General features: G+C 65.5%; 20 protein-coding genes. 11 read left to right on the forward strand and 9 right to left on the reverse strand.

Annotated elements, in window-relative coordinates; all coding sequences use genetic code 11:
* The 3 genes from RQP53_RS14645 to RQP53_RS14655 form a co-directional block, all read right to left on the reverse strand.
* On the reverse strand, positions 1–624 hold the full coding sequence (locus tag RQP53_RS14645; protein WP_315651112.1) for a glutathione S-transferase family protein: 624 nt from the start codon (positions 622–624) through the stop codon (positions 1–3).
* A gap of 95 nt (positions 625–719) precedes the next feature.
* Entirely contained in the window at positions 720–1,466 is a 747-nt protein-coding gene (locus RQP53_RS14650; RefSeq protein ID WP_315651114.1) for a pseudouridine synthase, read from the reverse strand.
* Positions 1,456–1,869, reverse strand: coding sequence for a YchJ family protein (locus RQP53_RS14655; RefSeq protein ID WP_434064094.1), 414 nt, complete (start codon positions 1,867–1,869; stop codon positions 1,456–1,458). The genes RQP53_RS14650 and RQP53_RS14655 overlap by 11 nt, the downstream gene beginning before the upstream one ends.
* Before the next feature lie 32 nt (positions 1,870–1,901).
* Between RQP53_RS14655 and RQP53_RS14660 the strand changes: the two genes are divergently transcribed.
* Complete coding sequence (locus RQP53_RS14660; protein WP_315651115.1) at positions 1,902–4,367, forward strand: UvrD-helicase domain-containing protein; 2,466 nt, start codon at positions 1,902–1,904, stop codon at positions 4,365–4,367.
* Positions 4,368–4,472: 105 nt separating this feature from the next.
* Here RQP53_RS14660 and RQP53_RS14665 read toward each other — a convergent pair whose 3' ends face one another.
* The 4 genes from RQP53_RS14665 to RQP53_RS14680 all read right to left on the reverse strand — a co-directional run bounded on the left by RQP53_RS14665 (position 4,473) and on the right by RQP53_RS14680 (position 8,861).
* Positions 4,473–6,383, reverse strand: a complete 1,911-nt coding sequence (locus RQP53_RS14665) for a PhoX family protein (protein WP_315651170.1) — start codon at positions 6,381–6,383, stop codon at positions 4,473–4,475.
* Between the two features lie 185 nt (positions 6,384–6,568).
* Positions 6,569–7,393, reverse strand: a complete 825-nt coding sequence (locus RQP53_RS14670) for a BPSS1780 family membrane protein (RefSeq protein ID WP_315651116.1) — start codon at positions 7,391–7,393, stop codon at positions 6,569–6,571.
* A gap of 7 nt (positions 7,394–7,400) precedes the next feature.
* Positions 7,401–8,423 carry a homoserine kinase gene (locus tag RQP53_RS14675; protein ID WP_315651118.1) on the reverse strand — a complete coding sequence of 341 codons (1,023 nt, stop codon included), beginning with the start codon at positions 8,421–8,423 and terminating at the stop codon, positions 7,401–7,403.
* Between the two features lie 45 nt (positions 8,424–8,468).
* The gene (locus tag RQP53_RS14680) at positions 8,469–8,861 is read right to left on the reverse strand and encodes a DUF2782 domain-containing protein (protein ID WP_315651119.1); all 393 of its coding nucleotides are present in this window, start codon (positions 8,859–8,861) and stop codon (positions 8,469–8,471) included.
* Between the two features lie 61 nt (positions 8,862–8,922).
* Between RQP53_RS14680 and polA the strand changes: the two genes are divergently transcribed.
* Positions 8,923–11,697, forward strand: a complete 2,775-nt coding sequence (gene polA / locus RQP53_RS14685) for a DNA polymerase I (protein WP_315651120.1) — start codon at positions 8,923–8,925, stop codon at positions 11,695–11,697.
* A 221-nt stretch (positions 11,698–11,918) separates the two neighbouring features.
* On the opposite strand, the gene RQP53_RS14690 is transcribed toward polA, so the two are convergent.
* The gene (locus RQP53_RS14690) at positions 11,919–12,671 is read right to left on the reverse strand and encodes a PEP-CTERM sorting domain-containing protein (protein WP_315651121.1); all 753 of its coding nucleotides are present in this window, start codon (positions 12,669–12,671) and stop codon (positions 11,919–11,921) included.
* A 192-nt stretch (positions 12,672–12,863) separates the two neighbouring features.
* Here RQP53_RS14690 and RQP53_RS14695 point away from each other — a divergent pair, with 192 nt between their 5' ends.
* The 4 genes from RQP53_RS14695 (at position 12,864) to RQP53_RS14710 (ending at position 16,641) form a co-directional block, all read left to right on the forward strand.
* On the forward strand, positions 12,864–14,123 hold the full coding sequence (locus tag RQP53_RS14695; RefSeq protein WP_315651122.1) for a lipoprotein-releasing ABC transporter permease subunit: 1,260 nt from the start codon (positions 12,864–12,866) through the stop codon (positions 14,121–14,123).
* A gap of 133 nt (positions 14,124–14,256) precedes the next feature.
* Complete coding sequence (locus tag RQP53_RS14700; protein WP_434064095.1) at positions 14,257–14,931, forward strand: ABC transporter ATP-binding protein; 675 nt, start codon at positions 14,257–14,259, stop codon at positions 14,929–14,931.
* 28 nt (positions 14,932–14,959) lie between these two features.
* Positions 14,960–15,829, forward strand: a complete 870-nt coding sequence (purU, locus tag RQP53_RS14705; protein ID WP_315651125.1) for a formyltetrahydrofolate deformylase — start codon at positions 14,960–14,962, stop codon at positions 15,827–15,829.
* A complete protein-coding gene (locus tag RQP53_RS14710; RefSeq protein ID WP_434064096.1) occupies positions 15,829–16,641 on the forward strand; it encodes a TatD family hydrolase in 813 nt (270 codons plus the stop codon). Before purU ends, RQP53_RS14710 begins: the two co-directional genes overlap by 1 nt.
* Before the next feature lie 45 nt (positions 16,642–16,686).
* Here RQP53_RS14710 and RQP53_RS14715 read toward each other — a convergent pair whose 3' ends face one another.
* The gene (locus tag RQP53_RS14715) at positions 16,687–17,496 is read right to left on the reverse strand and encodes a mechanosensitive ion channel family protein (RefSeq protein WP_315651130.1); all 810 of its coding nucleotides are present in this window, start codon (positions 17,494–17,496) and stop codon (positions 16,687–16,689) included.
* 14 nt (positions 17,497–17,510) lie between these two features.
* Between RQP53_RS14715 and RQP53_RS14720 the strand changes: the two genes are divergently transcribed.
* From RQP53_RS14720 to RQP53_RS14740, 5 genes are all read left to right on the forward strand, one after another.
* Positions 17,511–18,047: a DNA-deoxyinosine glycosylase gene (locus tag RQP53_RS14720; protein ID WP_315651132.1), complete on the forward strand. Its 537-nt coding sequence runs from the start codon at positions 17,511–17,513 to the stop codon at positions 18,045–18,047.
* Between the two features lie 125 nt (positions 18,048–18,172).
* A complete protein-coding gene (locus RQP53_RS14725) occupies positions 18,173–18,979 on the forward strand; it encodes a spermine/spermidine synthase domain-containing protein (protein ID WP_315651133.1) in 807 nt (268 codons plus the stop codon).
* The gene (tfpB, locus tag RQP53_RS14730; protein WP_315651136.1) at positions 18,979–20,793 is read left to right on the forward strand and encodes a type IV pilus assembly ATPase TfpB; all 1,815 of its coding nucleotides are present in this window, start codon (positions 18,979–18,981) and stop codon (positions 20,791–20,793) included. Before RQP53_RS14725 ends, tfpB begins: the two co-directional genes overlap by 1 nt.
* Positions 20,794–20,909: 116 nt before the next feature.
* Complete coding sequence (locus tag RQP53_RS14735) at positions 20,910–21,374, forward strand: tripartite tricarboxylate transporter TctB family protein (RefSeq protein ID WP_315651139.1); 465 nt, start codon at positions 20,910–20,912, stop codon at positions 21,372–21,374.
* A 9-nt stretch (positions 21,375–21,383) separates the two neighbouring features.
* Positions 21,384–22,892, forward strand: coding sequence for a tripartite tricarboxylate transporter permease (locus RQP53_RS14740; protein ID WP_315651141.1), 1,509 nt, complete (start codon positions 21,384–21,386; stop codon positions 22,890–22,892).
* The last annotated feature ends 405 nt before the right edge of the window (positions 22,893–23,297 follow it).

A 23,297-nucleotide genomic window follows, 5' to 3' on the forward strand; every position in this document is an offset into this window, starting at 1 on the left:
TCAGGGCTGGCCGTTGCGGCCGTGCTGCATGAAGGCCGGCCGTTCGCTGAGGCGCTCGTAGTACGTCAGCACCGCAGGCAGCACCGGGCGCTCGATGGGGGCCGACAGCCAGCGGTGCGTGGACAGGCCCAGCACCACATCGGCCAGCGTGAACGCCTGGCCGCAGACGTAATCGCGGCCATCGGCGAGCTGCCCTTCCAGCATCGCCATATGGCGGTTCCAGTGGGCCACGCCGGCGGCCAGCTGGGCAGCATCCTGATGCGCCGGGCTCTGGCGCACCGTGGACATGAAGGCATAGCGCCAGCTGTTGTTCAGCTCGCTGGCCTGCCAGTCCATCCATTGCTCGACCGCAGCCCGGGCGGCCGGGTCGGCCGGCAGCAGCGCGGTCTCGCCGCTGCGACTGGCCAGATAGCGGCAGATCGTGTTGCTCTCCCACAGCACCATCTCCCCGTCGAGCAGCACCGGCACCATCGCATTCGGGTTGAGGGCCAAGAACTCCGGCGTGTCGGTCGGCCTGAAGCCCGAGCCCCACTGTTCCTGCTCGTAGCCGAGGCCCAGCTCGGTGGCCGTCCACAGCACCTTGCGGACGTTGATGGATGAGGATTTGCCGAGGATCTTGATCATGGTCTGCTTGTGTCACTGCTGAAGTCCGCAGTGTGCGGCCGCGCCGCACCCTTGTCAGGGCACAGGTGGCTGATGCCTGGGCTGCGCTGTATCAGTCAGGGCACTGATACGCCCTGGAGCAGCGGCGCCCATTCCGGCCCTGGCGGGGTGCGCAGCCGCAGCGTTTCGGCCCGCCAGGGGTGGGGCAGTTCCAGCGTCAGCGCGTGCAGCCACAACCGCGCCAGACCCAGATGCGCGGCCACAGCGCGGTTGTGCGCGCCCTTGCCATGGGTGGCGTCGCCGATGATGGGGTGGGCGATGTGCTTCAGGTGGCGGCGGATCTGATGGCGGCGACCGCTGTGCGGCTGCAAGGCCATCAGCGCATAGCGAGCGCTGGCAAAGCGCGGATCGGGCTGTATCGGCCAGTCGTAGCGGGCCAGGCACTGCCAGTCGGTGCGGGCCTCCAGCAAGACCTGACCCCGCGAGGGCAGCTCCGGGTCGCGCGCCAGCGGATGGTCGATCTGCCCGGCGGCCGTGGCCGGCCAGCCGCGCACCAGGGCCAGGTAGTGCTTGTTCGCCAGGCCCTGCTCGAAGCACTGGCCAAGGCGGCTGGCGGTGTCGGCGTCCAGCGCGAAGAGCAGCAGGCCCGAGGTGCCCTTGTCCAGCCGGTGCGCTGGCCAGACCGGCCGGCCGAGCTGGTCGCGCAGCAGTTGCAGCGCGAAACGTTCCTCCTGGGCATCGAGGCCGCTGCGATGCACCAGCAGGCCCGGCGGCTTGTCGATCGCGACCAGATGCTCGTCCTGGTAGACGATGGGGAGCGCCGCGTCGTCGGCCACCGCGTCTAGAACGGCTTCAGCTGACATCGCCATCCAGATAGAACCATTGCCCGTCTTCGCGGACGAAGCGGCTGGTCTCGACCATCCGATGTGCGCGACCACCGAGCTTGCTGCGCGCCACGAAGCTGACGGTGGCATGCGTCTCGTCCTGCTGCTGGTGCTGCTTGATCTGCAGGCCCAGCCAGTGCAGGCCTGGTTCATTGGGGGCCAGTGTGGCGGGCCGGGTGCTGGCATGCCAGCTGGCGCGCAGATAGTCCAGCTGGTCCAGCACATAGGCGCTGTAACGCGAGCGCATCAAGGCTTCGGCGCTCGGGGCCATGAGCCGGCCGTCGTCGGCAAAGCGCTGGTGCAGCGCGCCGCAGCAGCGTTCATAGGGTAGGGCGCTACCGCAGGGGCAGGGCACAGCCGTGGCGGGCGTTCGTTCAATCATGCCGGCATCATGCCAGTCTCTAAAATGCGTGGATGAGTCCGCACCCCCAAGATGATCTGTTCGCGCCTGCCCCAGGTTTCGCCGCCCCAGCGCCCGCCTATGTGCCGCCCAGCAGTGGCTTGCTGAAGGGCCTGAACCCGGAGCAGCATGCGGCGGTGACGCTGGGCCAGGAGCCAGCACTGATTCTGGCCGGCGCCGGCTCGGGCAAGACCCGGGTGCTGACCACCCGCATCGCCTGGCTGATGAGCCAGGGCCTGGTCACACCCGGTGGCGTGATGGCGGTGACCTTCACCAACAAGGCGGCCAAGGAGATGGTCACGCGCTTGTCGGCGATGCTGCCGGTCAATGTGCGTGGCATGTGGATAGGCACCTTCCACGGCCTGTGCAACCGCTTCCTGCGCGCGCACTGGAAGCTGGCCGGCCTGCCGCAGGGCTTTCAGATCCTCGACGCCTCGGACACCGTCTCGGCGATCAAGCGCGTCATCAAGGCGATGAAGCTCGACGAGGAGCGCTATGTGCCCAAGCAGGTGGGCTGGTTCATTGCCGGCGCCAAGGAAGACGGGCTGCGGCCCAAGGACATCGAGGCGCGCGATGAGCAAAGCCGCGTCCAGGTGCAGATCTACCAGGCCTATGAAGACCAATGCCAGCGCGAGGGCGTGGTCGACTTTGCCGAACTGATGCTGCGCACCTACGAGCTGCTGCGCGACAACGCCGCCTTGCGCGAGCACTACCAGCATCGCTTCCAGTACCTGCTGGTCGACGAGTTCCAGGACACCAACAAGCTGCAGTACGCCTGGCTGAAGATGTTCGCGCCACCGGGCCGCGGCCAGGGCGTGTTCGCCGTGGGCGACGACGACCAGAGCATCTACGCCTTCCGCGGCGCGCGGGTCGGCAATATGAGCGACTTCGAGCGCGAGTACCGCGTCAAACGGGTCGTCAAGCTGGAGCAGAACTACCGCAGCTTCGGCAACATCCTCGACGCCGCCAATGAGCTGATCAGCCGCAACAGCCATCGCCTGGGCAAGAACCTGCGCACCGAGGCCGGCCCGGGTGAACCGGTGCGTGTCAATGAATCGGCCAGCGATTTCGCCGAGGCGCAGTGGCTGCTGGAGGAAGCGCAGGCGCTGCACCGCCAGGGTCTGGCGCGCCAGGAGATCGCCATCCTCTACCGCAGCAATGCGCAGTCGCGGGTGCTGGAATCGGCGCTGTTCAATGCCGGCGTGCCCTACCGCGTTTACGGCGGTCTGCGCTTCTTCGAGCGGGCCGAAGTCAAGCATGCGCTGGCCTATCTGCGCCTGATCGAGAACGCCAACGACGACACCAGCTTTCTGCGCGTCGTCAACTTCCCGGCCCGCGGCATCGGCGCGCGCACCATCGAGCTGCTGCAGGATGCGGCGCGCATCAGCGGTCGCAGCCTGTATCAGAGCGTCAGCGCGGTGGCGGGCAAGGGCGGCAGCAATCTGGCCGGCTTTGTGAACCTGGTCGAATCGATGCGCAATCTGACGCAAGGCCTGACCCTGCGCGAGATCATCGAACAAATCATCGAAACCTCGGGCCTGGCCGAGTTCTACCGCAACGACAAGGACGGCGCTGAGCGGCTGGAGAACTTGGCCGAACTGGTCAACGCGGCCGAGGCCTTCGTCACGCAAGAGGGCTTCGGCAAGGACGCGGTGGCCCTGCCGGTCGACGAGCTGGCACCCGGCGCCATCGCCGAAGGCCTGCCGCGCGCGGTGGCTGCCGCTGCGGTGACGCCCGATGCCGAGACCGGCGAAATCATGTCACCGCTGGCGGCCTTCCTGACCCATGCCTCGCTGGAGGCCGGCGACAACCAGGCGCAGGCCGGCCAGGATGCGATCCAGCTGATGACGGTGCACTCGGCCAAGGGCCTGGAGTTCGACGCTGTCTTCATCACCGGGCTGGAGGAAGGGCTGTTCCCGCACGAGAACTCGATGTCCGACGCCGATGGCCTGGAAGAGGAACGGCGCTTGATGTATGTGGCCATCACGCGAGCGCGCCAGCGCCTCTACCTGAGCTTCAGCCAGACGCGGATGCTGCATGGCCAGACCCGTTATAACGTCAAGAGTCGCTTCCTCGAGGAATTGCCCGAGAGCGCGCTGAAATGGCTGACGCCGCGCAACCAGGGCTTTGGCTCCGGCTTTGCCAAGGAATACCAGAGTGCCTGGGAGCGTGGGGCGGGGCTGAAGTCGGTGGTCGGTGCCGGCCGGGTCGAGAAGCCGGCCTATGGTGCTGCCAGCGCGACGCCCAGCTTCGCCGCCGCGCCGGTGCCCAAGAGCATGAAGCAGGCCGCCGCCGAGAAGGTCGGCGCCGAGCACGGCGGCCTGCGTGTGGGCAAGGGCGTGTTCCACACCAAGTTCGGCGAGGGCGTGCTGATGACGCTGGAAGGCAGCGGCGCCGATGCCCGCGCCCAGGTCAACTTCGGCCGCCACGGCATGAAGTGGCTGGCGCTGTCGGTGGCCAAGCTGACGCCGATCGATTGAGCGCAGGCGGCTAACGGCATCTCGCCCGGCTGGTCGGCGACAAAAGAAAAGGGCGCCCCTCCCCGGGGCGCCCTTTTTGCATTGGAAGCGTTTTGTGCCGGAGGCTCAGAGCTTGCCGAGCTTGACGCTGGTGGCTTCGGCGGTCAGGTAACCGACGGCAGCGGCGAAGCGGTCCTTGTAGTTGGCACGCACCAGCGGGTCCAGCGTGTCCTTGACCTTGCTGTGCAGGCTGGAGCTCCAGTCGCCGGGATGCTGGAAGTTGCTGGTGATGTAGGTCCAGCCATTCAGATCATCGACGACACCCAGACCGGTGGCTTCGGCGCCCGAGGGCATGGAGACCAGGCGCGACAGCACCTTGGTGTCGACGTTGTAGGCCCAGACAAAGTTGTTGACGTGGTAGCTGCTGTCTTCGCCAATGAAGAGGGTGCGCAGCTTCTCCGAGAACTTCAGGTTGTCCGGCGCGCCGATCTTGTCGGGGTTGGCCAGATTGCCCAGCGCATCGGCGACGGCCAGGTCTTCGCCTACCAGCAGCATCTTGGTCTTGGTCGGCACCCATTCGCTGTTGATGGCGGCGTCAGCTGTGTCCTTCTGACCTCCGCTCAGCGTGTGAGCCAGCACGCCGCCGGCGTTCAGCGCCTTGTCCAGGGTGATGCCATAGGCCTCGTTCCACGCGGCGTTGCCCTTGACCATCGAGCTCTGCATGTTCTGCAGCGCCGAGTAGGCGATCTTGTCCTTGATGTTGACGGTCGTGCCTTCCATCTTGGTGAAGGCCATCGTGCCGCCCTTCAGCGCCGCATAGCGATGCGTTTCCAGGAAGGCCGCAGCCTTGTCCATGCCGGCCTTGACGCGAATCCACTGCACCTTGCCGCCCAGATAGATCTTGGTGAAGCTGGCGTCCTTGGGGTCGGTCGTGGCCACATCCATGATGTCGGTGGGCTTCAGCGTGTCGGCCAGCTTCTCGATCTCGGCGCTGGTGGCGGAGCCCAGCTTGACCCAGGTCAGCGGCGCACCGGCGGCGGCCGGGTCAATCGAGAAACCGGCGCCGAACTTGGCGACGTACAGGCTACCGGCGGACAGGTCCTTCTCCTTGTCGGCCACGAACATGAAGAAGCCGCCGTTGGTGGCGTCGTCGCCCATGAGGGCGGTGCGGTTGTCCGGCATCACCTGGATCAGCTCATGCGAGATGCGGCCCAGGCAATAGTGCTTCTTGATCGTGCCGGTGCCATCCGGGTTGACGGTGACTTCGGGCAGATGGCCGTAGTGATAGGGATTGGCCTTGCTGGCATCGCCGAACAGGTTCTGGCTGTAGGCCTTGAACATGCTGTTCGAGGCGATGGTGAATGCGTCCGGCTCATACTCCTCGGACGACAGATGAGTGCCCCAGGGCGACAGGCTGGAGCCGCAGGTGATCCACAGGCCGTGAGCCGGCGAGGTGTCAACGTTGTGGTACTTGACCAGGCTGAGCTTGCCGGTGGCCTGGTCTTGATCCAGCGTCAGCACGGCGATCGGCGAGGGCAGCTTGCCGTACATATCGGTCTTGCCGTCTTGGGCCCAGGTGGCGTACTCAAACTGCACGACGGCAAACACGGCCTTGCCCTTGATGCCGGGCACATTGGCGTTAGGCAGGCTCAACAGCGAGGTGCCATCGGGCGAGTCAGAGAAGTACTGGCGCTCCTTGCCAGCCAACGTGGTGTCGATGATGGGCTTGTTGTTGATGTCGAAATAGGCGCCGGCCAGCACGGTGCCGCCCTTGCCGTCCGGCACCAGATCGCCGGTCATGAAGAAGGGCTGATAGGCCAGCTTGAAGCGGTTTTGCGTGCCATCGCTGAGCAGCACGTCGAGGCCGGAGTTGACCAGGGTCTTGGCCATATCGGCCGGCGTGGCCAGGCTGGGGGCAGCCATGGCGGCGAAGGCGGCCGAGCTGAACGTCACCGGTGCGGGGGCCGGCTTTGCTTCGCCGGAATCACCGCCACTACCGCAAGCGCTCAACAAGGCCGAGCCGCCCAGCGGCAGCATGAAAGGGGTGCCCAGAAACTTCAGGGCTTGGCGACGGGTGGGCTGTTGAGACAAGAGAACCTCCAGAGACTGACTTTTGGACGTAGAACAGGGCTGCTTTGGGGCAGCCCTGTTGCGGTGTCCGTCACTCTAGGGGGCTCGTGTGTCAGGCGCGTGAATCCGCCAAGGAGAAGCCCAGGGAAAGCTCAGCGATGCTCGTCGAGCAGGTCGCGCGGTGCGCCGAACATGAAGCAGTCGACGAAGGTGAAGTACAGCGAGGCGTAGAAGACCGTCGAGATCAGCAGGCCCATCGGCATGGCCAGCAGCGGCAGCAGGCGGCCCAGGTCGAGCAGGGCCAGTACCACCGTGAGGATCAGCGAAGCGGCAAAGATGACGCCGCCCCAGCTCAACGCATTCAAGGCGAAGGCCTGGCGGTTGCGCCACACGCCCAAGGTGCTGGAGAACAGTGCCTGCATCACGCCCTGACCACCCCAGTGCACCAGGGCCGGCGCATGCCAGAACGGTACCGACAGCAGTGCGGCCAGACTTAGCCGCAGCAGCGAACCCCAGAACAGTGCTGGTTCGGCGAGTGCCGCCTCTATCGTCTTTTCATCGGCGTTGCCGCGCGCAAGCAACTCCTGAAAGCTGCTCAGTGCACCGCCATCTGCCCAATCGGCCAGCAGCATGACCAGTAGCGTCGCCAGTGCGTAGGCCAGGCAGAGCAGCAGCTGGGTGTTGCGGCGCTGCGGCGTCAACTGCAGCGGCGCGACGAAGACGGCCACGGTGGGCGTCTTGTCCTGCAGCACCAGATGGGTGGCCAGCATGAAGCCCAGCGAGAGCAGCGGCAATGCCATCAGCAGCAGCACCGGTCCGATGCCCGGCAGCAGCATCAAGCCGCTGGCCATCACCATGAAGACCGCGAACAGGCCCAGCAGCGCAATCGGGCGGCGCTGGAAGACCTTGAAGCCGTGGCGCAGCCAGAGCAGGCCATTGCGCGGCGCGACCGTTTGCAGATGGAGGATCATCGACATCGCTTTCTCAGTCCTCGCTGCCAGCACCCAGCGCATGCCAGGGGCGGTTGATCCGTTCACGCAGCACGCGCTCGAAATGGCCGGGGTCATGCGGCTTGAGCAGTGCCGCATCGCGCGGCAGATGGAAGTCCCAGAGTCGTGAGATCCAGAAGCGCAGCGCGGCCGCGCGCAGCATGCCCGGCAGCAGCCGGTGCTCGGCGCCGCTCAAGGGGCGCACGGTTTCATAGGCGCTCACGAAGGCCTGAGCGCGCTGCACATCGAGCCGGCCACTGGCCAGGTCGATGCACCAGTCGTTCAGGCAGACCGCCAGATCGAACAGCCAGGTGTCGACGCCAGCAAAGTAGAAATCGAAGAAGCCGCTGAGTTGTTCGCGCCCGGTCAGGCCCGAGACGGTGGCGCGGTCAGTCGTTGCCGCCGGCACAAAGTCGAACATCACGTTGTCGCGGAACAGGTCGGCGTGCACCGGGCCGCGCGGCAACTCGGCATAGGTCGCCGAGGCGGCGATCTGCTGCTGAAAGGCCAGCTCGCTGCTGATCAACGCGGCCTGATCGGCACTCAGAAACGGCAGCACCACCGGCACCGTCTCGGTCCACCAGGGCAGGCCGCGCAGATTGGGCAGATGCAGCGGGAAATCCTGCGCCGCCAGATGCATGCGCGCCAGCGCGGCACCGACCTGCTCGCAGTGAAAGACGTCGGGTGCCAGCTGGTGGCTGCCGCGCAGCCTGTCGACCACCGCAGCCGGCTTGCCGGCCAGCTGGTGCAGGATCTCGCCCGTGGCATCGGCCTGCGGCTCGGGCACCGAGATGCCGCGCTGGGCCAGATGCTTCATCAGGCGCAGGTAGAAGGGCAGCTGTTCGGCCGTAAGCCGCTCGAACAGGGTCAGCACATACTCGCCGCGCTCGGTCGTGACGAAATAATTGGTGTTCTCGATGCCGGCGGTGATGCCGCGCAGGCTTTGCACCCGGCCGAGCGAGAGCCGCTCCATCAGGCCCTGGGCCTGGGCCATGGTGACTTCGGTAAATACAGCCATGTGTGTCGGGGAATTGCAGCGCGCTGCCACGGCAGCGCTGCTGACTCAGAAATTGAACAGGCGCCAGACGCGCTGACCGGCGGCCACGCGGGTCGAACCCGGGCCGTTGCTGAGGTCGCGGCTGCCGTCGCCCATGATGATTTCGTACTCGGGCAGCTTGCTGCCCTTGGGTTGGACCTTGACCGATTGGGTCTGGCCCCGCACGCGCAGCTCTTCGACGCGGTTGCCGTCGTCTTCGATGATGATCAGTTGCACGGCGGCGTCGGGCGCGCCCTTTTGAGGCGTGACTTGTTCCAGCGGCGTCACCGGTTTGGCCGGCACAGCGTCCTTGGCGCCGTCCTCAGCATGGGCCGCCGGGGCCAGCAGCAGCAGGGCGGCGAAGCAGGCGCAGACGGAAGCGCTGGATCGAGCGCGGCGGAGGGCAGAAGTGGCGTGCATCGGTCCATTCTAAGCGGCGCTCAGGCGTTGGCCGGAGCGGCCCTGCGTCACAATGCGCGCCATGAGCGACAAACCCATCATGCTGCTGGTCGACGGTTCCAGCTATCTGTACCGCGCCTTCCATGCGGCGCCCGATCTGCGCGGCCCCGAGGGCCAGTTCACCGGCGCCGTCCACCTCTTTGTGGCGATGATGAAGAAGCTGCGCGCCGAGATCGCCGCCGAGCATGCGGTCTGCGTCTTCGATGCCAAGGGCCCGACTTTCCGCGACGAGTGGTACCCCGCCTACAAGGCCCAGCGCCCGCCGATGCCCGATGCGCTGCGCGAGCAGATCGCACCGATTCATGAAGTCGTCGCGCTGCTGGGCTGGCCCATTCTGGAGGTGCCCGGCATCGAGGCCGATGACGCGATCGGCACGCTGGCCGCGGTGGCGGCGCGTGGCGGCCATCAGGTCGTGATTTCGACGGGCGACAAGGACATGGCCCAGCTCGTCACGCCCGACATCACGCTCTACAACACCATGAGCAACGAGCGGCTCGACGAGGCCGGCGTGCTGGCCAAGTTCGGCGTGCCGCCCGAGCGCATCATCGATTACCTGACGCTGATGGGCGACACCGTGGACAACGTGCCCGGCGTCGAGAAGGTCGGGCCGAAGACGGCGGCCAAATGGATTGGCGAGCACGGCTCGCTGGACGGCGTGATCGCTGCAGCTGGCGCGATCAAGGGCGTGGCCGGCGAGAACCTGCGCAAGGCGCTGGACTGGCTGCCGATGGGCCGCAAGCTGGTGACCGTCGTGCAGGACTGCGATCTCTCCGCCCATGTGCCGAACTGGCCGGCGCTGGAAGCGCTGGCGCTGCGCGAGCCGGACAAGGCCGGGCTGATTGACTTCTTCACCCGCAACGGTTTCAAGACCATGCTGCGCGAGCTGCAAGGCGAAGCCGAGGGCAAGCCGGCCAGCAAGTCCAAGCCGGTCGCCGCCGTCACTGGTGATCTGTTCGCCGAGCAGGCGCCGCCGGCCGAGGCCGCGCAGATCAGCACCCAGTACGACACCGTCCTGAGCTGGGAGCAGTTCGATGGCTGGCTGGCCAAGCTGCAGGCCGCCGAGTTGACGGCGCTGGACACCGAGACCGATTCACTCGATTCGATGCGGGCGCGCATCGTCGGCATCTCCTTCAGCGTCAAGCCCGGCGAGGCTGCTTATCTGCCGTTGCGCCATGACGGCCCCGACGCGCCGACCCAGCTGCCGCTGGACGAGGTGCTGGCGCGGCTCAAGCCCTGGCTGGAAGATGCGAGCCGGGCCAAGCTGGGCCAGAACGTCAAGTACGACAGCCATGTCTTCGCCAACCACGGCATTGCGGTGGCCGGCTATGCCGAGGACACGATGCTGGAGAGTTATGTGCTGGAGGCGCACAAGACCCACGGCCTCGAAGCGCTGGCCGAACGCCATCTGGGCCGCCACGGCCTGAGCTATGAAGACCTCTGCGGCAAGGGCGTGCATCAGATTCCCTTTGCCCAGGTCGATGTGGCCCGTGCCGCGCAGTACTCCTGCGAGGACTCGGACATGTGCCTGCATGTGCATGAGCTGCTGCGCCCGCGCGTTGCTGCTGATGCCGGGCTGGAGTTCGTCTACCGGCAGATCGAGATGCCGGCCTCGGCGCTGCTGACGCGCATCGAGCGCACCGGCGTGCTGATCGACGCGCCCCGGTTGCAGGCGCAAAGCCATGAGCTGGCGCAGCGCCTGTTGCAGCTGGAGCAGGAGGCCTATGCGATTGCCGGCCAGCCCTTCAATATGGGCAGCCCCAAGCAGATCGGCGAGATCCTGTTCAACAAGCAGGGCCTGCCCATCGTCAAGAAGACCGCCACCGGCGCGCCCTCGACCGACGAAGAGGTGCTCGACAAGCTGGCGCAGGACTACCCGCTGCCGGCCAAGATCCTCGAATACCGTGGCCTGGCCAAGTTGAAGAGCACCTACACCGACAAGCTGCCGCTGATGGTCAACCCCAGCACAGGCCGCGTGCACACCACCTATTCGCAGGCGGTGGCGGTGACGGGCCGGCTGGCCAGCAACGACCCCAATCTGCAGAACATCCCCATCCGCACCGCCGAAGGGCGCAAGGTGCGCGAGGCCTTCATCGCGCCGCCGGGACATCGCATCGTCAGCGCCGACTACTCGCAGATCGAGCTGCGCATCATGGCCCATATCAGCGAGGATCCGGGCCTCTTGCGTGCCTTCCAGGACGGCATCGACGTCCACCGCGCGACTGCCAGCGAGGTCTTCGGCACGCCGGTGGCCGAGGTCACGACCGAGCAGCGCCGCTACGCCAAGACGATCAATTTCGGCCTGATCTACGGCATGGGTGCATTTGGCCTGGCGCAGTCGCTGGGCATCGAGCAGAAGGCGGCCAAGGATTACATTGATCGCTATTTCACCCGCTTTGCCGGCGTGAAGCGCTATATGGACGAAACCCGCGAAGCCGCCAAGGCCAAGGGTTATGTGGAAACCGTGTTCGGCCGCCGCCTCTGGCTGCCCGAGATCAACTCCGGCAATGGCCCGCGCCGCACCGGTGCCGAGCGCCAGGCGATCAATGCGCCGATGCAGGGCACGGCCGCCGATCTGATCAAGCTGGCGATGATCGCCGTGCAGCGCGCACTCGATGAGCAGGGCAAGGCGACCCGCATCGTCATGCAGGTCCACGATGAACTGGTCTTCGAAGTGCCCGAGGTCGAACTGCCCTGGGTGCGCGAGCAGGTGCCAGCGCTGATGGCCGGCGTGGCCCAGCTGAAGGTGCCGCTCTTGGCCGAGGTGGGCGAGGGCAGCAACTGGGACGAGGCGCATTGATCTCGCCCACCCACTTTCTATAGTCTCTGGCCTGCGGCAGCCCCCTCAAGGGGGCGAGCGCGGTGGGCAGGCGGAGCCGGACCCGCGCGCTCCGCTGGATTTGATTTGAGCGGTGCAAATAGATGAAGAGGCGCCCCGGTCAGACCGGGAGCGCCTCTTCGTGCATCAGGACAGACAGTTCACCAGGCGGGGGTTGTACAGCCTGCCCCGGGGTGCGCTGTTCAGCGGACTTGCTTGAATTTCTTGCTGCGGCGGCTGCCGGCGGCGCCCAGCAGGGCGATACCGATCAGGGCCAGGCTGGTGGGTTCGGGCAGCTTGCCGGCGCCCTTCAGGCCGATGTCGAAGAAGGCCAGATCATTGGCTGAGCCGGGGTAGACGGGCAGCGGGGTGCCGTCGTAGCTGCCGGCCTTGACCTTGAACAGGCCGCTCAGCGTGATGTCGGCCAGGTGGCCGCCATTGAAGAGTTGATAGGTGATGCCGGGGTAGACGCCGCCGGGGAAGCTGTCGCCGATGCGCTTGCCATTGAGCGAGAGGCCGAACAGGTCGACGTCCAGCGCCGGGTTCTTCTGCTTGTCTTCAACGGTCAGCAGGATCTGGCTGTAGCCCTGCCCCTTCATGCCGGCATTGGCGAACTTCAGTGCATTGCTGTCGCCGCTGCCGCCCATCAGCGACCAACCGCTCTTGAAGCCGCCGTCGTCGCCCAGGGTCACGCTGCTGTAGACATTGAACAAGCTGGTGCCGGTGCTGGCCGAGAAGACGTACTTGAAGGCGTAGGTCTTGCTGGCGTCCCAGTTGACGGCCAGGTTCTTCTGCGCGCCGGTACCGCTGCCCACGCTGTAGGCGGCGGTGGTGGTGGTCAGCTTCAGCAGGGCGTCAACGGAGCTGTTGGCGACGACCGGGGTGGCTTGGGCCAGGCTGCTGCCGAGCAGGAGCATGGCTCCGCCCAGGCGCAAGAAATTGCTGCGCAAAGACATTCTTAATTTCCCTCGAAAGTGAATCGAAACTTGGCGCGCTCTACTTCTTGCTATTGCGGCACGCTGTGACCCGAAGTGTAAAGATGTAACAAAAACAAACAACACCTTGGATGCGGGGTGGTATCTGGTTGGTATGCGTACTGCGTCACGTACTTTCGGCGCTTGCGAAGGTGTCGGTTAGCATCGCCGCCCATGAACTGGCCCTATGAATTGCAAATCGGTTGGCGCTACACCCGTGCCGGCCGGGGCGGGCGGCGCAACCGCTTCATCTCCTTCATCTCCGGCGTCTCCATGTTGGGCATTGCGCTCGGTGTGGCGGCGCTGATCATCGTGCTGTCGGTGATGAATGGCTTCCAGAAGGAGGTGCGTGATCGCATGCTGGCGGTGATCTCGCATGTGGAGCTGCTGTCCTGGCAGGGCGAGGCGCTGCCCGACTGGCAGGCCACGGCTCGGCGTGCCGCCGAGCACGGCCAGGTTCAGGGCACGGCGCCCTTCATCGTCTCGCAGGCGCTGATCGTGCGCGGCGATGGCACCCGCGGCGCGGTGGTGCGCGGCATTGACCCGGCGCGTGAGCCCGATGTCACGCCCTTGGCGCAGGAGTTGCGCCAGAACGGCGCGCTGGCGCGGCTGCAGCCGGGCGCCTGGGGCGTGCTGATCGGCATCGAGCTGGCGCGCAGCCTGGGTGTGCACGAGGGCGACAAGATCACGCTGGTGGCGCCCAGCGGTGATGTCACCGTGGCCGGCACGATGCCGCGCTACAAGCCCTTCACCGTGGTGGGCATCTTCAATGCCGGCCACTATGAGTACGACAGCGGCCTGGCGATGATCCATATCGAGGACGCGGCGCGCTTCTTCCGTGTTGAAGGGCCGACTGGCGTGCAGCTGCGGCTCAAGGATGTGCACCAGGCCCGCCAGGTGGCCGGGCAGCTCAACGCGCAGATGGGCCAGGAGGTGAGGGTGCGGGACTGGACGCGCAGCAACGCCGCCTGGTACGACGCGGTGCAGGTCGAGAAACGGATGATGGGCATCATCCTGACGCTGATCGTCGCCGTCGCTGCCTTCAATCTGGTGTCGACCCTGGTGATGACGGTGACCGACAAGCAGGCCGATATCGCCATCCTCAGAACCTTTGGCGCGAGCCCGCGTTCCATCATGGGCATCTTCATGGTGCAGGGCGCCGCCTCGGGCGTGATCGGCACGCTCAGCGGCGTCGCCCTGGGCCTGCTGGTGGCCTTCAATATCGATGTGATCGTGCCGGCGATCGAGCGCCTGCTCAACGTCAGTTTCCTGCCCGGCAGCATCTATGTGATCAGTCGCATGCCCAGCGACCCGCAGTCCGAGGACATCGTGCCCATCGTGCTGATCTCGCTGCTGCTGGCCTTCCTGGCCACGCTCTATCCAAGCTGGCGCGCCAGCCGCGTGCAACCGGCGGAGGCGCTCCGGTATGAGTGAACATCAACCCCTCGACCAGGCTGTGCCTGGCCGGTCCCCCGCGGGGACGCCGACGGCTACGGGGGCTGCCCCACAGCCAGACCGGCTCGCGTCGCCCTTGGGACGGCCCGGCGGGCGACACGATGCTGATTTGGTGCTCCAAGGCCAGGGCCTGACCCGCCGTTTCAGCGAAGGCGGCTTGAATGTGCAAGTGCTCAGCGGTGTGGACGTGCAGGTGGCACGCGGCCAGACGCTGGCCATCGTTGGCGCCTCGGGCTCCGGCAAGAGCACGCTCCTGCATCTGCTGGGCGGGCTGGATAAGCCCAGCAGCGGCACGGTGCGGCTGATGGGGCAAGACCTGGCACGGCTGGGCGAGCCGGCACTGGGCCGCTGGCGCAATCAGCATCTGGGTTTCGTCTACCAGTTCCATCACCTGCTGCCGGAGTTCAGCGCGCAAGACAATGTGGCGATGCCGCTGCGCGTGCGCCGGCTGCCGCTGGCCCATGCGCGCGAGCAGGCCGCCGCCGTGCTCAAGCGTGTGGGTCTGGGCGAGCGGCTTGCGCACCGGCCGGGCGAGTTGTCCGGCGGCGAGCGGCAACGGGTGGCGATTGCCCGCGCCCTGGTGACGCGGCCGGCCTGTGTGCTGGCCGATGAGCCGACCGGCAATCTGGACCGCAGCACCGCCCATGCCGTGTTCGATCTGATGCTGGAGTTGGCCGCCGAGCAGGGCACGGCCTTTGTGATGGTCACCCACGATCAGGAACTGGCCGCCCGATGTGAAACCCGATTGACCTTGGTGGGCGGGCATTTCGCTGCCGCGCTGAAGTAGCATCACGGGCCGCTCACGAGAATCGATCATGACCACCAGCAGTACCCGTTTCATCCTCAAGCTCAGCTGTCCGGACCAGGCCGGCATCGTTCATGCCGTGACCGGCTTTTTGCTCGAACAGGGCGGCAACATCCTGACCTCGGCCCAGCATGGCGACGCTGACCATCAGCGTTTCTTCATGCGCATCGAGTTCGAATGCGCAGCCGCCCAATCAGAGCAGGCCCTGCGCGAACGCTTCGCGCCGCTGGCCCAGCGGCTGCAGATGGATTGGGAGCTGGTGGCCCGCGAGGCCAAGACGCGGGTGCTGCTGCTGGTGTCCAAGCTGGGCCATTGCCTGAACGACCTGCTGTTTCGCGTGCAGACCGGCCATCTGGCGGTTGAGATTCCGGCCATCGTGTCCAACCATCGTGACTTCTACCAGCTGGCCGCCTCGCACAACATTCCTTTCCATCACTTCCCGCTCTTGAACTCGACGCCCGAACAGAAGGCGGCGCAGGAACGCAAGATCCGCGAAGTGATCGAAGAGAACCAGATCGACCTGGTCGTGCTGGCCCGCTATATGCAAATCCTTTCGCCCGAGATGTGCAAGTACCTGTCGGGCCGAGCGATCAATATCCACCACAGCTTCCTGCCCAGCTTCAAGGGCGCACGGCCCTATCACCAGGCGCATGAACGCGGCGTCAAGCTGATCGGTGCGACGGCGCATTACGTCACCTCCGATCTGGATGAGGGCCCCATCATCGAGCAGGAGGTCGCCCGCATCGATCACAGCATGCCGCCCGAGCAGCTGGTGGCCATGGGCCGCGACGTGGAATGCGTGACGCTGGCCCGCGCGATCCAATGGCATGCCGAGCACCGTGTGCTGCTCAATGGCAATCGCACGGTGGTGTTCCGCTAGTGTGGATAGACAGCCACTGCCATCTGGATGCGCCGGAATTCGACGCGGATCGTGATGCGGTGGTGGCGCGCGCCCGGCAGGTAGGCGTGACGCAGCTGGTGCTGCCGGCGGTGGCGGCCTTTGATTTCGACACGGTGCGCGAACTGGCGCACCGCCATGGTTTCGCCTACGCGCTGGGCATCCACCCGCTTTATGTGATGCAGGCGGCGGAGCAAGACCTGACCCTGTTGGCCGAGCAGCTGCAGGCGCACCGCGATGATCCGCGCCTGGTCGCCATCGGCGAGATCGGCCTGGATTTCTTTGTGCCGGGGCTGGATGCGGTTCGCCAGCAGCATTTCTATCTGGAGCAGCTGAAGCTGGCGCGGCGCTTTGAGCTGCCGGTGATTCTGCATGTGAGGCGCAGCGCCGATCAGCTGCTGGCCGGGCTGCGCCGCCTGCCGGTCGCGGGCGGCATTGCCCATGCTTTCAATGGCAGCGCGCAGCAGGCAGCGCGCTTTGTTGAGCTCGGTTTCAAGCTCGGCTTTGGCGGCACGCTGACGTATGAGCGCTCGCTACAGATCCGCCGCCTGGCGCAGACCCTGCCCGAGCGTGCGCTGGTGCTGGAAACCGATGCGCCCGACATCCCGCCGCACTGGCTCTACACGACGGCCGCCGATCGTGCTGCGGGGCAGGCCATGGGCCGCAACGAACCGGCCGAGCTGCCGCGCATCGCGCAGTGCCTGGCCGAGCTGCGCGGCTGGACGCTGGGCGAGGCAGCTCAGAACACCAGCGCCAACGTGCGGGCGGCACTGCCGCGCTTGTCGGCCTGCTGATCGCCCGCCCGCTGAGGGGCGGGTGGTCTTCACCACCCGTGCTGATCAGCGATTCCGCGGCGCCAACGGTGTTTCCGGCAGCGGATAGCCGGCCGCGCCAAAGGTGGCGACCACGGCCTTGTGTGTATCGAAATAGACCTGCCAGTAGTGGTCGGTGTGGGTGTAGGGGCGCACGCACAGCAGCGGGCCTTCCGGCGTGAAGCTGAGGATCTCGACATCGGGCTGCGGCGTTGCCGCGACGTGGGGGATCTGCACGATGGCGGCCTTCAGCCTCGCAATGGCATCGAGCGGGTCCACCGAGTTGGCGATCTTGGCCACGCAGTCGACGCGGCGCACCGGCAGCGTCGAGTAGTTCTGAATCGTGTCGGAGAAGATCTTGTTGTTGCCGATGATGGTCTGCACATTGTCCGGCGTGATCACCGTGGTGCCGAACAGGCCGATCTCGACGACGGTGCCGGTCACGCCGCCGACCTGCACAAAGTCGCCAACCTTAAAGGGCCGCAGCACCTGCATGAACACGCCGGCGGCAAAGTGGGTCAGCAAGCCGCCCCAGGCGGTGCCGATGGCCAGGCCGGCGCCGGCCAGCAGGGCGGCGAATGAGGTGGTCTGGATGCCGAAGATGTCCAGGATGGCCAGCACCAGCACGATGTTCAGGAGCACCGTCAGGATGGAGCGCAGATAGGTGGACAGCGTCGAATCGATCTTCTTGCCGCGTTCCAGCGCGGCGGCAAACAGGCGCACGACCAGCTGGATGATCCAGCGGCCAACTACCCAAGCGGCCAGCGCGGCCAGCACCTTGAGCCCGAAGTCAGCGCCCTGGGTGCTGAGAAAATGCCATATGGCTTCGGTATTCATCAAACAAACCTCCCATGGTTAAGCCCGCCGGACAGCGGACGGCGGCCATCATCGCAGCGCCTGCCGTGCGCCTGCAAGGCCTGACCCCCTGTGTGACGCCGCACACACAGTGGCTGTTGCTGGGCAGCTTTCCTGGCCTGGCTTCCTTGCAGGCGCAGCAGTACTATGGCCACCCGCGCAATCAGTTCTGGCGTCTGCTCGGCACGGTGATGCGGCTGCCGCTGGCCGAGGCTGACTACGCGACACGCCTGGCCCTGCTGCGAGAGCACGACATCGGGCTCTGGGATGTGATCACCGAGACCGAACGCGCGGGCAGCCTCGATGCCGATATCCGCGACCCGCTGGCCAGTGATTTGCACGGCCTGCTGGCCCGCCTGCCGCGGCTGCACACGATTGCCTTCAACGGCGGCACCGCGGCCCGGCTGGGCTTGCGTCAGCTGGGCAAGCTGGCGCAGCGCTACCGGGTGCTGAGTCTGCCCTCGTCCAGCCCGGCCTATACGCTGGGCTTCGAGCAGAAGCTGGCGGCCTGGCAGCAACTGCTTACGTCATGAAGAAGGCTTGAGGCCTGGCTGGCGCTGCCGATATCCAACAATGCGGCTGGCTCGATCACGCGACCGAAGGGCGTGGGGGCGGGGCATACTGCCGGCAGGCCTTGGTGGCTGCAGAACAGAGAACAATGAGCAAGAAACAACAACAAGCCAGCAAGAAGCAGAACTGGACACCGGCCACGCTGTCTGAGTACGACGGCGTGCGTTTTCTGCACCTGGATTCGATCTGGGTGCAAGGCGCGATGCGCATCCGCAAGCCGCAGCAGATCGAGCTCGAGTATGTGCAGCGCATGATGGCCTGGATGCTCTGGCGCGATAGCGAAGCGCTGCGCGAGGGCCATGCGGTGCAGCTGGGCCTGGGGGCGGCGGCCATCACCCGCTTCAGCCACAAGGTGCTGCGCATGAAGACCACGGCGGTGGAACTGAACCCGACCGTCATTTCCGCCTGCCGCGCCTGGTTCCATCTGCCCGAGGACGACAAGCGTCTGACCGTGCTGAACGAGGACGCTGCCGCCTGGGTGGCCGATCCCGCGAACCTGCAGACGGTGCAGGTGCTCAATGTGGATCTCTACGACCACGACGCTGCCGGCCCGGTGCTGGACAGCGAGGAGTTCTACGCCCACTGCCGCGCCGTACTGGCCGATGGTGGCCTGATGACCGTGAACCTGTTCGGCCGCGACGCCAGCTTCAATCGCAGTGCGCTGCGCATTGCGAAGGTGTTTGGCAGCGAGCAGGTCTGGAGCCTGGCGCCGACCAAGGAAGGCAACACCGTCGTCGTTGCCGCCCGCGGCGTGCAGGTGCCTGATCGTGAAGAACTGGAGCGCAGAGCCGCTACCATCGAGTCGCTATACGAGCTGCCGGCGCGCAAATGGCTGCGCCTGGTGCGGCCCCTGCCTCAGTCCCTTCTTCAACAGCTTGCCGAGTCTGCGATCTGATGAATTCAAAGCCCCATTCGAGCAGGTCCGCCCCACAGGCGGTAGCCGCCGCGCCTGTACAGCCGGCCGGTCGGCTGGAGTGGCGCAGCCTGCTGCGCTGGTTGCTGGAAGATGGCCTGATCGATGAGCCTCAGGTGCAGCGCACCGAGCAGCGCTTTGGCGCTGGCGACAGCAGCCTGCATCCGCTGGTGCGCCTCGGTCATGCCGGGCTGAGCCGGCTGTCCAACGGCAAATCGCTGGATGTCGATGCGCTGACCGAATGGCTGGCTTCGCGCGCCAAGCTGCCGCTGCTGCGCATTGACCCGCTGAAGGTCGATGTGGGTCGGGTGGCCGACATCATGTCGATCGGCTATGCCGAGGCCAAGCGCTGCCTGCCGGTGCAGGTCGGGCTGACCGAGGTGACGATTGCGACCTCGGAGCCCTTCGACACCAGCTGGGTGGCACAGATCGAGTCGCACACGCGCAAGACGATCAAGCTGGTGGTGGCGAGCCCGATCGAGATCAGCCGTTTCACCACCGAGTTCTTCACGCTGGCGCGCTCGGTCCGTGCCGCGACCAAGACCGGCGAGGTGTCTCAGGTCACCAGCTTCGAGCAACTGGTCGAGCTGGGCCGCAGCAACAAGCAGCTGGACGCGAACGACCAGGGCGTCGTCCAGGTGGTCGATTGGCTGTGGCAGTACGCGTTCGATCAGCGCGCCAGCGATATCCATCTGGAGCCACGCCGCGAGATGGGCGTGATCCGCTTCCGCATCGACGGCGTGTTGCACACCGTCTATCAGCTGCCACCGTCGGTGATGCAGGCAATGACCTCGCGGATCAAGCTGCTGGGGCGCATGGATGTGGTCGAGCGGCGCCGTCCGCTGGATGGGCGCATCAAGACGCGCAATCCGGCCGGCGACGAGGTTGAGATGCGGCTGTCGACTTTGCCCACCGCCTTCGGCGAGAAGATGGTGATGCGCATCTTCGACCCGGACACCACCGTCAAGGATCTGGACCAGCTGGGCTTCTCCAGCCACGATGCCGAGCGTTGGAACAAACTGGTCACTCAGGCGCACGGCATCATTCTCGTGACTGGCCCGACCGGCAGTGGCAAGACGACGACGCTGTACTCGACGCTGAAGCGATTGGCCACCGACGAGGTCAACGTCTGCACAATCGAAGACCCGATCGAAATGATCGAACCGGCCTTCAACCAGACCCAGGTGCAGTCGGCGCTGGAACTGGGCTTCGCCGAGGGCCTGCGCGCGCTGATGCGGCAGGACCCGGACATCATCATGGTCGGCGAGATCCGCGATCTGGAAACGGCCGAGATGGCGATCCAGGCCGCGCTGACCGGCCACCTGGTGTTCAGCACGCTGCACACCAATGACGCCGTCTCGGCCGTGGCGCGGCTGACCGATCTGGGCGTGCCGCCTTATCTCATCAACGCCACCGTGATCGGTGTGCTGGCCCAGCGCCTGGTGCGCACGCTCTGTGTGCACTGCAAGGCGCCCGATCCCACCGTCACCCGCGATTCGCTGAACGAGATGCTCAAGCACTGGCGGATGAATGGCGGTGTCAAGCCCTACAAGCCAGTGGGCTGCCTGGAATGCCGCAACACCGGCTTCCGCGGTCGTGCCGGCCTGTATGAACTGCTGAGCATGAGCGAGGCGGTGAAGAGCCACCTGCACCCGCGCTTCGACAACTCGGCGTTGCGCCGCCAGGCGGTGCAAGATGGCCTGCGCCCTTTGCGTCTGGCCGGAGCGATGAAGGTGGCTGAGGGCGTCACCACGCTGGAAGAGGTCTTGCGCAGCACCCCGCAGTGGGAAACCTGATCGGCACCATCACCTGGGGCGGCTGCCCTTACGTGGAAACCACACGAGAGCGGGCCAGGGGGCCTGCCTAGAATCGCGCGTCGGCGCTCAGCACTGCTCAGTACAAGAGGTCCTGCATGAAGATCAAGAGTCAACGGGACTTCTGGTCCGGGTTGATGTTCGTGGCCGTCGGCCTGGCGTTTGCCTGGGGCGCTACCAACTACAGCTTTGGATCGTCAGCCAACCCTGGGCCGGGCTACTTTCCCTTTGGCTTGGGTATCCTGCTGGCCCTGCTTGGGGCCATGGTGTTGTTCAAAGCGCTGACGATTGAATCCGACGGCGGCGCCCCGATCGGCAAGATCGCTTGGCGGCCGCTGCTGGTCATCACCCTCGCGATCACCTCTTTTGGCCTAGCGCTACCCCGCCTGGGTTTGCTGGTGACAATGCCGCTGCTGATCAGCTTGTCTGCGGCGGCGGGACAGGAGTTCCGCTGGAAGGATGCACTGCTCAACGGCGTGGTCTTGACGGCGGGAAGCTGGGTGATTTTCGTCTGGGGCCTGAAGCTGACGATTCCGGTCTGGCCTGTCTATTTCGGCGGCTGAGGGCGCAGCATGGATCTGATCAACAACCTGCTGCTCGGCTTTCACACCGCGCTGACACTGCAGAACCTGCTCTACGCCTTTGGTGGCGCGATGCTCGGCACGCTGATCGGCGTGCTGCCGGGGCTGGGGCCGGTGGCCACCATTGCGATGTTATTGCCCTCGATCTACACGCTGGACGCGACGCCGGCGCTGATCATGCTGGCGGGCATCTATTACGGCGCGCAATACGGCGGCTCGACGACCGCCATCCTGATCAATGTGCCGGGGGAGTCGAGCTCGGTGGTCACGGCCATCGACGGCTACCAGATGGCGCGCCAGGGCAGGGCGGGGGCCGCGCTGGCGGTGGCCGGGCTGGGGTCCTTCTTTGCCGGCTGTGTTGGGACGATCCTGATTGCCGCCTTTGCCCTGCCGCTGACCGAATTGGCCGCCAAGTTTGGCCCGGCCGAGTACTTCTCGCTGATGGTGCTGGGGCTGATCGGCGCCGTGGTGCTGGCCTCGGGTTCTCTGGTCAAAGCGATCGCAATGATTCTGCTGGGCCTGCTGTTGGGCCAGGTCAATACCGATGTGTTCTCGGGCACACCGCGCTTCTCCTTCGATATCCCGGAACTGAGCGACGGCATCGGCTTTGTCGTCATCGCCATGGGCGTGTTCGGTTTCGGCGAGATCATCGCCAACCTTGGCCGGCCGGAGGAGGAGCGCGAGGTCTTCACTTCCAAGGTCGAGGGGCTCTGGCCAAGCAAGGAAGATTTCAAGGAGGCCTGGCCGTCAGTGCTGCGTGGTACGGCCCTGGGGTCCATTCTTGGTGTGTTGCCCGGCGGTGGCGCATTGCTGGCCTCGTTTGCCGCCTACACGCTTGAAAAGAAGGTGGTGCGCAATCCGAGTCGCCCCTTCGGCAAGGGTGCCATCCAGGGGGTGGCTGGGCCTGAGAGCGCCAACAACGCCGGCGCGCAAACCAGCTTCATTCCAATGTTGACCTTGGGCATCCCGCCGAACGCGGTGATGGCCTTGATGGTTGGCGCGATGACGATCAAGGGCATACAGCCTGGGCCGCAGGTGATGAGCAGCAACCCGGAGTTGTTCTGGGGGCTGATTGCATCGATGTGGATCGGCAATCTGATGCTGATCGTCCTCAACCTGCCGCTGATCGGAATCTGGATCAAGCTGCTGACGGTGCCTTACCGCTTCCTGTTCCCTGCCATCGTGGCGTTCTGCTGCATCGGCACCTACACGCTGAACAGCAACAGCTTCGATGTTTACCTGACCGCGGCCTTCGCGCTGATCGGCTACGTCTTCTACAAGCTCAGTTGTGAGCCGGCGCCGTTGCTGCTCGGCTTCATCCTGGGGCCAATGATGGAAGAGAACCTACGTCGTGCGTTGCTGCTCTCGCGCGGGGACTGGGGCACCTTCGTCAGCCGGCCGCTATCGGCCGGACTGTTGGGGGCAGCGGCGCTGCTCGTCGTCCTGGTCATGCTGCCAGCTGTGAAGAGCAAGCGGGAAGAGGCGTTTCAGGAAGACTGAAGTGACTCACTGGTGAATCGCAGACCTGCTGCTGTAGCCCTCTCGGGCGGATCCTCAACCCAGGAACTGCCGCGCGTTGCAGCTTCCCGGCGAATCACATCGCGCACCTGTTCTTGGAGTGCCAGGTTCTGCGCGTGCAAGCCCCACTTTTGAAAAATTGAGTGGAGGACTTGCGCGCCAAAGAATTCTCCTGCTATAGTCGAGGGCTTCGCTGCTCACACAAACAAACAGCGCAACGGCCGACAACAGTCGATGCGGTTGATTGGTGAGAGTGGTGAAGGAATGAAGCGGATGGCGTTGAAAACAAAAAATGTTCGAAACGCTTGACGAGATTGAAGAAATCAAGTCATAATCCCGCTTCTGCGCTGACAACGGTCAGCGACGCAAGACGAAGGCAGGTGGCGA

This window comes from Roseateles aquae, assembly GCF_032337115.1.
GTDB classification, from domain to species: domain Bacteria; phylum Pseudomonadota; class Gammaproteobacteria; order Burkholderiales; family Burkholderiaceae_C; genus Roseateles_C; species Roseateles_C aquae.